The organism is Photorhabdus tasmaniensis, from assembly GCF_011189505.1.
GTDB classification, from domain to species: domain Bacteria; phylum Pseudomonadota; class Gammaproteobacteria; order Enterobacterales; family Enterobacteriaceae; genus Photorhabdus; species Photorhabdus tasmaniensis.
Window position 1 is genome coordinate 1 of the sequence record NZ_PUJU01000084.1, and the last position, 9,715, is coordinate 9,715.

Genomic DNA, 9,715 nt, shown 5'->3' on the forward strand with positions numbered 1-9,715 from the left:
AATCACGGATATGGCGGTCAACGGTGGTCTGATGGAGTCGCAATGCCTGGGCTATCATGACAGAACTCCAGCCTTCAGAAGCCAGAAGGATAGCTTTTATTCTGTCTCGTACTTGACCATCACGAGTGGTGTCGTGAAGACGTTCAAGTTTGATTTTTTGTTCTGATGTAATAAATATTTTCATAGCGAGGATAATGATCTCTATTTCGGATAAAATCAAGCATCTTCAATGATTACGGGTATAAAAATCGTATTATCAAACTATTAACGTAACTTTCAATTACCAATAATAACAGCGGCAGCCTTAATTGACTAATAAGGCTGCCGCTGAAATAATATATTGATCCCATTTTGACAAAAGGGATCAAATGGCATTTTACGGTGCATCGGATAAAAACTGCCAGCGCCAAACATGCAACCTAAACTTAGTGTCACAATCCAAACAACGAATATTCGGATTATCCGGCGTAGTGACTACCCCCGCGATATCCAGATTCGCAGATTGGCAATGAATGCAGCAAACCCCCTGCCTTCCGAGCTTAAATCCTGACATATATCGGGGGTACGGTGTAATAGGCTGATCACCCAGTTCATCAAACAGCGGCTGTAGCCGTTTACGATAGTAGTTTAATACCTCCAACTTTCTGAGTTTACCTATTGCCAAGGTATCCGTAGGCCGCCACTGTGTCCACAACATGATCAACACGGAATACAGGCGATAGTAATATTTCTCCTGCAACCGATAAAATACCGAGCCAGCACTGGCAGAAAACGATTTATCACAGGCCCGGCAATAATATTCATCACGGTGATGATGCTCCCTAATGTAGGCGCTCAAACGCTGGTTCCCACACCAGGGACATTCATATACTCCACCCAGGAATGGGTTTTGTTCATCCAAACGATCAGCCAGCGCCCGTAGTACCGGCTCTCTTTGCCAGACACATCTTAAATGCTGGTATTGCGCTTGCGTAGTATGCGCAAACAACCGCTGGAACCAATCAGGCACTGGCACCTCATCATCCGGCGTTTTGCCTGCAAACGGATCAATACCCTTGGGTACTTCCGGATAGATCACAAACTGATGCCGACACGCTTCACAGTGAACCATTGGGTTGCCCGCAGGCATCTCCTCAGCATAGCTTAACCGTGATGACAGGCATGTCGGGCAATGTACTCCTTGCTGGCCCGGCATGAAGCCCAGTAAATGACGGGGATACGGCGTCACCGAACGTTTACCGATCAACATCAGAACCGGCTTCAACCGCTGGCAGTAGCGTCTCCAGGATTTTCTATCATAACAACCACTTATCCACATTGCCTCTTCAATACGCCAACAGCCCCAGAGCGTTACCAAAACCGCGTATAAACGGGCATGCTGACTACTATCAAGTAGATGAAATGGTGTTCCGGAGTAGTAAGAGTGGTAACTCCGACAGAGGCGGCAATAGTACTCCAAATGGGCAGATTCCATCATGCTCATGAAACTGACGTCATGACTTCCACTGGCGGTACAACACATTTCCTTCGGTGGATGATATTTATCAAGTTCAGCGGCCAGTTCACGCAGCATAGGTTCACGCTGCCAAATTTGACACACGATGGCATACTCCTCGGCCCCCAAATGAGAGAAAGCTTGCGGATACCAGTCAGGCAATGACAGCGCTTTAGTCACAAGATTATTCATAATAAAATAAATTCCTTATAGTTCATTGAGTTAATTGCAATAAATGACGTAAGATCCAGCTGCAACGTTTTCACCTGCCGATGAAAAAAGGAGTACGTGACGGACACCGTGCCAACGGTTACCGTGCACTGAAATGTCCTGTCACTTCCCCCGGAGGCAAACGTCGCCGGGTAGGAGTATTTACGCCAGATTTGGTAAAACTGATTAAAAAATACCGTTATAGGTTCAGAGTAAATAAGAAGAAAGGAGATAAAATAATCAGAGAAAAAATAGCCATAACCTGATATCACCTTTCTTAATCGCTCATTGAATTAACGAGAATGCTTTTTCGCACTCATTAGCCGCACCACCTAAAAAAATAATGCCAAACATATCTCTATCCGAAAGCGTCCGGCCTTTTACGAAAGGTTTTCGTTATTGCATCCCAAAACATAATCAGTTCATCTTCGGTATACGGCGTTGAAGGTAACTGGTAATTCATTGACATAATACCAACACAGACATTTTCTTCATCCACCACCATATCATTGATAATAAAATCAAATCGATACCGAGGATTACTATCAAAAGGTTGCAGACCTACGGTTAATAACTCTTCCCCATGAATGCCATTTATTTCTCTTTCCCTCTTTCTTATTACCCTGCCACAATTAACGAACCAATCCCTTTCAGCTTCACCAATACGTTCAAATAAAGAACCTTCTTTAAGATGATTAATTATTTCAATACCGAATGTGAAATGATCATCCTCATTTCCCTGATAGACAAAAATCATATTCACTTCCTCATCATCATTATGATGACTGGCAATAAAACCGTCAGGGATACAGATCCCTGCCATTGTTGGAATTTCTCTATCCTTTCTGCCACTGATTCTGGGAAGAAGCCTTTGCATTTTGTCCAAAGTTTGAGAAAGCATTTTATATTGGCTTTCGGTCATCCCAGATTTTATGTAAAGTTTTTCTGAATAACTGTATTTGTCATCTGAGATTTCTATAAATTTCATCTCTATGATAAAAGCTACACCATTATCATATAAATGGGCTTCTAATACTCGGGTAAAACCGGGTTCACTGACATTGTTATTTCTGTCAAAAATAACGCCGTATAAATTCCCCTGGAGATGATGAACCTTTTTTAAAAAAGGCAGATCTTTCGGATCGGTAGTCCTGGTCCCTCTTAACTTCTGCTCCCTTAATTGTATCCGCTGTTCAAATGTGGATAAATGCAAACGCTTGGTTTCTATTCTTGCATCACCAATTAATACCCCAGTATTGACGATGTTTTCAAATGCTAAGGGAATATCAATCAGATAACGGCCAACACAACGAGTTTGCATATTTGCTAACATTTCATTTGTCATTTTCTTTTCCTTCTTAGGGTAATAAAGGGCAGGGAAATATCACTGCCACAAAACATAAATAACCACGATAGCCAATAAAATAAGTAAGGTATTTCTTATTCAATCTCACGCCATATCAACGCCATTCCATTGGCGGACAATCAATAAGGCAGCAAAATGGGACTGGCTTTCATGCCACCACCTGATAATCAGGAAGGCAGGCTGTCGCCCTGACGGATAACGTTTTTCATTTCTCCGGCCCCCCTTTCGGGGTCGGTTTCAGCATTTTTCCGGCCCAACGCGCTTTGAGATTTTCCTTGCCGATTTGCAATCGCCGCTCTTCGATAAACTGTCTCTGCTGATTCGTCACCTCGCCCACCTCCGCCCTGGTACGGCCCGATATTATCAATACCGGGATTACCATCCACACTGAACCGGTTAATCGCCCATTTGGTATGATTAATCGCGATAATCACGCCTGCCTGCGCCGGAAACTGACTACAAGCGGCCAGTAATAGACACAAAACCGCCAGCCTAAACTGTTGTTTTTTCATCTTCTACTCTTTCACATTAGCAACAATCTGGATTTGAGATGCCTGTAGACGTCACAGGAAGTCGTGACTTTGACCTGATGGCAGGACAAAAAACATGCAGTCTTGCTCCACACGTTCAGTTTGTAGCGGCTGTGATCAAAGATGATCGCCGGGGTTGCGTTGTTCATAATTTTCTCCTAGTCGTTTCGTGCACACGGGTACCGGTAAGTTTGCTGGTAACGGAGTAAATAAAGAGTCCGGCACCTTTTGCAGTCGCTGACAGGAGACGGTATTCAGGACCGAACAGAACTAAAACCGAATAAGAATTCAGGAGTCAATCAGAATAAATCAGGAAAACAACAAATCTGGTCAGGTATTTCCCGACCGGATGTTAACCAGAATATAAACAGTTAATCGGGCTATTCCCGTTCCACCAATGAGTCGATTCATTAATAGGATGGACTGTTACTGAATAATTCGATTCTCCTAATGGGTGCATATTAAAATCAAGTCTTTTTTTATCAAATAGCACAATATGTTAAATGCCCAATGAATATAACGGGGATACAAGAAGATAAGCCCCATAATATTTAAAAAAATATAGATAAGATGACATTTATTTACATAAAAATATTGAACTTATTTAAAAAAAACCGAACGACTCGTAAGTTATAATATAACAATGCTATTAATTAATAATGAAAAAGTTATATTTTCATTTATAATCATGTGGTTATTTCATAAAAAACACAAATGACTTCACTTTCAATTTCACCACCCAACAGATGAAACAAACGTAAAAAATAATGATTATCATTCATGGAATGCGAATGAGAATACATTGGGTGATACTAAAAAAATAAACAGCAACCGGCTTGTCGATCCCGAATCAAACCTAATCCACACCTAAATAAAGCACGATAGCGTCAATGGGAATATTATGGCAATATCTGTCATTCTGTGAATAACAGAGCTCCATTTAATATTGCCACAATTCTCCAACGAGAAGACTCAGCCACACTGCAAGCACAAGCGCCATACCTGTGCCCACCGCCAGCATCAGCAATAAAATAATCCCCCACAACCCATAACGCACCGGTGCCACGACACGAAGACGGGGGATCTCAGGAATAGGCCAGCTCATGACGATGACTCAACTTGGTTATGAAGCATTGAGCTAAATACTCGACACCCACACTGGCAGCGACAATAATGCACCACTACAGCGCGGCCATTTTCCTGAAGGTATTATCCCCCTCAATAATGGGATTAATACCGTGCCCGTCTAGCGGGCAATTAATGAGATCACCCACCAAAGCGGCCTGTTTACCGTCGAAATACATTGTTGAAGAAGCGGTGATCACTTTTCCACCTCGATCAGTGGCATCACCTAAACAAACAATACCAGACATTGCGATATCCTCTATTGATTATCGAAATAACCCTAAATAAACCGTCAGATATCAGGAGATAATATTTTATCCCGAGATATCTCATTATTGACTTTAATCTCAAGGGCCCCATACCTTTAAAAACTGAATTAAAAGATAAATAAGCGGCCCACTCAATAACACCACAACAGGGATTAAGAACAGCATGTGTTTGTATTTCTTTCCCCTAATACTTTGAATCGTCCGATAAATGACATAACCATCAATAATCATTATGACCGGCCAGGCATAATAGAAAAGAAGAAAAACACAGACCAATACCACATCCCAAAAATCAAATTTAATCACATTGAGCCCCCCATTAATGCATTATTAAAAAAACCGTCCTCTCACAGAGAGAATACCCCCCATCGCCAATAAAATCGGCAAACCCTTTTTTTATCCAATTTTCACCGCCTGAGTCATTCTGACAACTGAATGTAAAATACCTATTTGTATTTTAGTGCCTTTATCCCCCTTGATTAAGTTAACCCTTATATCCCTATAAAGGGTTTGATTTAAAACGCATGTTATCGAGGATCGAAAGCGCCGGGTCTGACTCTAACGGTCTGACTAATAGCATCCCAGAACGCCACTATTTCATTTTGGGTATAGGCTGTCGGTGTCTTTTCATCATTGACCACCGTCAAATCAAAGACCGGTGTTTTCTTTCCGCCGGTTTTCTCATTTGCCAGTAACGTAAACTGATAACGCGGATCATCACTGTCCGGCTGTAACCCCACCGCCAATAATTCCTCGGTATCCAACCCATTAATTTTTCGCGCGCCTTTACGAAAAATATCACCCCGATACAGAAATGCTTTAATTTGGCCGATACGCTCCAGCATACTGTCTTTTTCCCGGATATAGTTATTTGTTTGTATTCTCACATTCAAATAATTATCCGGGCCAGTTTTATATAATACGCCGATATCTTCTTTATCCCTTTGATTATCCGCAATAAATGCATTGGAAATACAACTTCCCGCAATAGTCGGAATTTCCGTTTCTTCACGTCCGTGTATACGGGATAATAAATCCCTCAACTCAACCAGTTTCGCTGGTACTGTATTGGTATAAACTCTAGGAGCAATTTGTCGATCCTTGTCATAGCGTGCCGCAGAGCCATTCTTCGCTTCCATTTCCACTTTAATCGCCACGCCATTGCTGTACAGATGAGCTTCCAGTACCCGGACGACATCCGGTACACTTTGATTCTCCATACGTTCAAAAATAATCCCTTTCATCCCTTCGGGGACAGAGTAAATATTTTTTAAATAGGGCATATCAACGGGATATGACGTTTTCATCTGCCGTAACGCTTCTTCCCGTAATTGAATACGTTGTTCAAAGGCAGGTAAATAGATCCGTTGAGTTTCCACCACGTTATCATTCACCCAAACAGCATCATTGACGGTATTATTGTACGCTTCCGGCAAATCAACCAAATACCGACCGATACAGCGGGTTTGTAAATTCGCTAATAGTTTGTCCACAGCTAATTTTTCCTTCTGGTTTAACACAGTATGTAGGGGATAGGGCTGCAACCGGTGCCACAACCCGTAAAACACCAGCATAAGCAGGCTAGCAATTATTATGGCAAGCGTTTTTTTTCTATTCATCAGGATAGGCCAAAGATGTTTGTTTAACAGATTGCGCTATTTTGACAATCGCCCGTAGGGTAAAAAAACGGGTAGCATCGGTATTATAGGCACCTTCATGATCAACCTCCGCCCCCAATATTGAACGCAGACCGCTGGCAGTAAACTTCCCTCCCTCAACTGGCACCGTGCCATCACCGGGCTCTTGCGGATCCGCTATAGCAAAAGTTTGTATTAGAGAATAGTCATTGCCAGGCTTTATTGGATATTTGACACTGCGCATATCTGAAAGCTCCGCATTCATCGGGTCAAATATCGAGCTATTAAATGCCAGTTCAGGATTACCTTTCCGATTAAAATAATCTTTACGTGCTACCCAGCGGACGGTGCCATAAGAGAGGTGTTTCATACTGTTACCATAAAAAGCATAAGTATTGTTGTGATAACAATAAGTTAACCCTTCGATAAAAGGCCGGACTTTTGTCGACAACGTATCATGATATTTATCCCAATCTGCCTGCATTACCGCCCAATTCTTTGCCTTATTTTCCGGGTTAATTAAACGTTCTTCGCATAACCCCCACCACTTATCACGCTGCAAATAGATTTCTTCATAAGGATCACGCTCCGGTAAGCTATAGCGTGTATTTCCATCCTCAATCTTCAACCACCACTTACCGTATCTCAGACCAGGCAATAACTGGAGTGGTCCCGGTGACTGTGCCATCACAGCAGTGAATTGACCGCCATCTTTGCCTATGACTAATCCCGCCAGGCTACCTTCACCTGCTTTCATCCGCTTATAAGCCGTCGGTGCACCAAATGTCGGCATCACACCATGCACAATCCCCAGGAGCCTGTCACTCCCCCCCAATATTTCTGAATAGTGACGTGCCACCAGTCCCCCCATTGAATGCGTGACCAGTATCACCTTCTCACAAGGCTGATGCCGCCGTTTATAGCCCGTAACCACTTGGTCAATATAATCCGCCAACCGGTTTGCTGATTCCACATTAGACTGAAGCCAGTTATACCCCATCACATGAACCGGAAACTGATACTGATACTGATAACTCAGCTTAATTTCATCCCGTGTCAGTCTGGCTTCCCCCATTTCAGCCTGTAAATCCATTAACTCCAGCTGCTGACGCAATGTCTGCTTCCCCGTCTTATTCAACCGGTTGTGCAATAATTCATCCTGATCATCCAGCGCCGACTGAATCCAGGGCAAAAATTCGCCGTAGCTCATATAGGCGACCTCACCCCAACCCCGCTCTTCCCGCGAAGGAAATTTAGGGCCTTCTTTATGATTGTCGTCTACTCTGCCCCGTGAATCGACAACAGTTTTTTCCGGATCAAGCAACTTTTTTCGATCTGCTGCGCCCTTTAAAACCCAATCCTTCAAGGCACCCAAACTGCTGTTTAAACACCAAACTGACGTTCCATTTTTATCCTGCAAATTACTCCCCATCACCCCAGGCAGAAAAATCACCGGAATAACCCGGTTTGGCACCTTATAACAAATCGCCGTCAGGTTCTTTTCACTGGGCGCATTAACTAACGGGTAATACAACCTGCCATGCTCGTCATAAACAGGCTGAACAATAATTTTTTCTGATGAATCGTCCATCATTACTCCTTACCTTCTTTTAAATAGAATTTCATTGCTTCCACCCCTAATTGCTGCTGTTTAGTCACCTTACCATCCGAGCCGGTTGTCGAAGGCTGCTGACTATTGTCCTGATTGTGCAAAAGGCTGCTTTGATGGTTCACCGGTGAGTCATCAAAAGGCCAGAGCACCTGCGGCGTTATAGAAAAATCCGTTGTCTCACGTTGGGAAGCCATCTGATTAAAGCTCTGCCCCCCGAGTTTTTGCCACACCGCCGCCCGCTGGATAATGTTATTGGGTGCCCCACTTTCCACCTGCCCGTTGCCAATACGGATATATCCCCCGCCACAGGCCAGCAAAATCTCCTCTTTGGCACTGATGAACACTTTGCCTTCATGACTGCTCACCGTGATGTCTTTCAATGCCGCCAATCCCATCGCATCACCCTGCGCCTGAATATCTACCCGACCTCGGCTGGCAAACAGTTTGATCCCCAGCTTTTCGGCAAACAGGCTGATCATCCCGCCGGCAGCCACCGTGAATTTTTTCAGCACGCTGAAATCGGTATTTTTCCCACTGGTGGCAATCACATTGTCCCCCGCAGAAAATTGGAGACTTTTCGCCGTCGTCTGAGCAATACCCTCAGGGGCGGAAAGTAACAGCGCCGATTTTCTCAGTTCCGTTAACGTGTCACTCAATAACGCCTTCTGTTGCTGCAAATCCGCTAATTCAGCTTTAGCGATTTCAGCCGCACCCCGTAATGCTTCGGTTAACGCCTGCGCCTGTTGTAACTGACCGATTGCTTCCTGCATTGCCAACACGTCTCCCCCCGCGCTGGCTTGTTTATCCGCACTGATAAACATCCCCTTACCGGCCCGGATCGCGCCCCAGTCGTCTGTCCGCAACTCAAAACCTTCTCCCCGTTTATCCGGGTGTGGTTGCTGACTGTCCACCAGATACCCCAGGTTGAGCTGACTCTTACCGCCGTATTCGGTACTCAGTTTGATGTGCTCCCGACCGCGTTCGTCATCCATCCGCAATTTGTTATTCGCCGGGGTGCGCAGGACATTGCGTTTGTAGTTGAATAAGGTGACGTGATCAGGGTGTTTTGAGTCGTGCAGCGCATGGGCGATATAAGGCCGATCCGGGTCGCCCCCTTCAAATGCGATCGCCACCTCAGTACCGTCCAGCAAGGGCCAGTGAAAACCGTAGGTGTCACCCGCATAGGGGCGAGCCAAACGTACCCACAGGCTTTCTCCCCCTTTCAACCATTCCGCCCGGTCAAAATCAAACGCCACCCGGTACAACCCGTCTTTATCAATATCCCCGTACCGGTCATTCACGACGGTGCTGCTCACCCTGGCGGGCAAGGTGCCCGCTATCCGCGGTTTGGGGATTAATTCAGGCCGAAAACAGATGTTTTCCGCGTAGGGAATAGCGGTGAACGCCATTTCAAAACTGCGATCCCGGCGCGCACTGCTGCTGATACCCGTTATCACCGCCCCTTTACAGA

Annotated in this window: 9 protein-coding genes and 2 pseudogenes; 1 reads left to right on the forward strand and 10 read right to left on the reverse strand. The window is 44.5% G+C overall.

What is annotated here, in order from left to right; translation table 11 throughout:
• From C5471_RS22040 to C5471_RS24645, 5 genes and pseudogenes are all read right to left on the reverse strand, one after another.
• Positions 1–184, reverse strand: a 184-nt coding sequence (locus C5471_RS22040) for a helix-turn-helix domain-containing protein (protein WP_166296321.1), incomplete at its 3' end; no start/stop codon positions are given.
• A gap of 192 nt (positions 185–376) precedes the next feature.
• Positions 377–1,687 carry a hypothetical protein gene (locus tag C5471_RS22045; protein ID WP_133814757.1) on the reverse strand — a complete coding sequence of 437 codons (1,311 nt, stop codon included), beginning with the start codon at positions 1,685–1,687 and terminating at the stop codon, positions 377–379.
• A gap of 125 nt (positions 1,688–1,812) precedes the next feature.
• Positions 1,813–1,935, reverse strand: a pseudogene (locus C5471_RS24640) (type VI secretion system baseplate subunit TssG); the annotation flags it as partial.
• Between the two features lie 128 nt (positions 1,936–2,063).
• Complete coding sequence (locus C5471_RS22055; RefSeq protein WP_133814755.1) at positions 2,064–3,050, reverse strand: T6SS immunity protein Tli4 family protein; 987 nt, start codon at positions 3,048–3,050, stop codon at positions 2,064–2,066.
• Between the two features lie 353 nt (positions 3,051–3,403).
• Positions 3,404–3,583, reverse strand: a pseudogene (locus tag C5471_RS24645) (DUF3304 domain-containing protein); the annotation flags it as partial.
• Positions 3,584–3,621: 38 nt separating this feature from the next.
• On the opposite strand from C5471_RS24645, the gene C5471_RS22065 reads away from it, so the two are divergent.
• Positions 3,622–3,810: a hypothetical protein gene (locus C5471_RS22065; protein ID WP_166296421.1), complete on the forward strand. Its 189-nt coding sequence runs from the start codon at positions 3,622–3,624 to the stop codon at positions 3,808–3,810.
• A gap of 731 nt (positions 3,811–4,541) precedes the next feature.
• Here C5471_RS22065 and C5471_RS22070 read toward each other — a convergent pair.
• The 5 genes from C5471_RS22070 to C5471_RS22090 form a co-directional block, all read right to left on the reverse strand.
• Positions 4,542–4,706 carry a hypothetical protein gene (locus C5471_RS22070; protein ID WP_166296418.1) on the reverse strand — a complete coding sequence of 55 codons (165 nt, stop codon included), beginning with the start codon at positions 4,704–4,706 and terminating at the stop codon, positions 4,542–4,544.
• A 76-nt stretch (positions 4,707–4,782) separates the two neighbouring features.
• Entirely contained in the window at positions 4,783–4,974 is a 192-nt protein-coding gene (locus C5471_RS22075; protein ID WP_387464723.1) for a PAAR domain-containing protein, read from the reverse strand.
• Between the two features lie 548 nt (positions 4,975–5,522).
• Positions 5,523–6,614 carry a T6SS immunity protein Tli4 family protein gene (locus tag C5471_RS22080; RefSeq protein WP_133814753.1) on the reverse strand — a complete coding sequence of 364 codons (1,092 nt, stop codon included), beginning with the start codon at positions 6,612–6,614 and terminating at the stop codon, positions 5,523–5,525.
• Positions 6,607–8,226: an esterase/lipase family protein gene (locus tag C5471_RS22085; RefSeq protein WP_242688822.1), complete on the reverse strand. Its 1,620-nt coding sequence runs from the start codon at positions 8,224–8,226 to the stop codon at positions 6,607–6,609. The genes C5471_RS22080 and C5471_RS22085 overlap by 8 nt, the downstream gene beginning before the upstream one ends.
• The coding region (locus C5471_RS22090; protein WP_166296424.1) for a DUF2345 domain-containing protein at positions 8,226–9,715 on the reverse strand (1,490 nt) is incomplete at its 5' end. The genes C5471_RS22090 and C5471_RS22085, both read right to left, overlap by 1 nt.

Coding starts and splice junctions, on each gene's coding strand:
- C5471_RS22080 (WP_133814753.1), bottom strand. CDS start 6,614: ATGAATAGAAAAAAAACGCTTGCCATAATAATTGCTAGCCTGCTTATG.
- C5471_RS22075 (WP_387464723.1), bottom strand. CDS start 4,974: ATGTCTGGTATTGTTTGTTTAGGTGATGCCACTGATCGAGGTGGAAAA.
- C5471_RS22070 (WP_166296418.1), bottom strand. CDS start 4,706: ATGAGCTGGCCTATTCCTGAGATCCCCCGTCTTCGTGTCGTGGCACCG.
- C5471_RS22085 (WP_242688822.1), bottom strand. CDS start 8,226: ATGATGGACGATTCATCAGAAAAAATTATTGTTCAGCCTGTTTATGAC.
- C5471_RS22055 (WP_133814755.1), bottom strand. CDS start 3,050: ATGACAAATGAAATGTTAGCAAATATGCAAACTCGTTGTGTTGGCCGT.
- C5471_RS22065 (WP_166296421.1), top strand. CDS start 3,622: ATGCCTGTAGACGTCACAGGAAGTCGTGACTTTGACCTGATGGCAGGA.
- C5471_RS22045 (WP_133814757.1), bottom strand. CDS start 1,687: ATGAATAATCTTGTGACTAAAGCGCTGTCATTGCCTGACTGGTATCCG.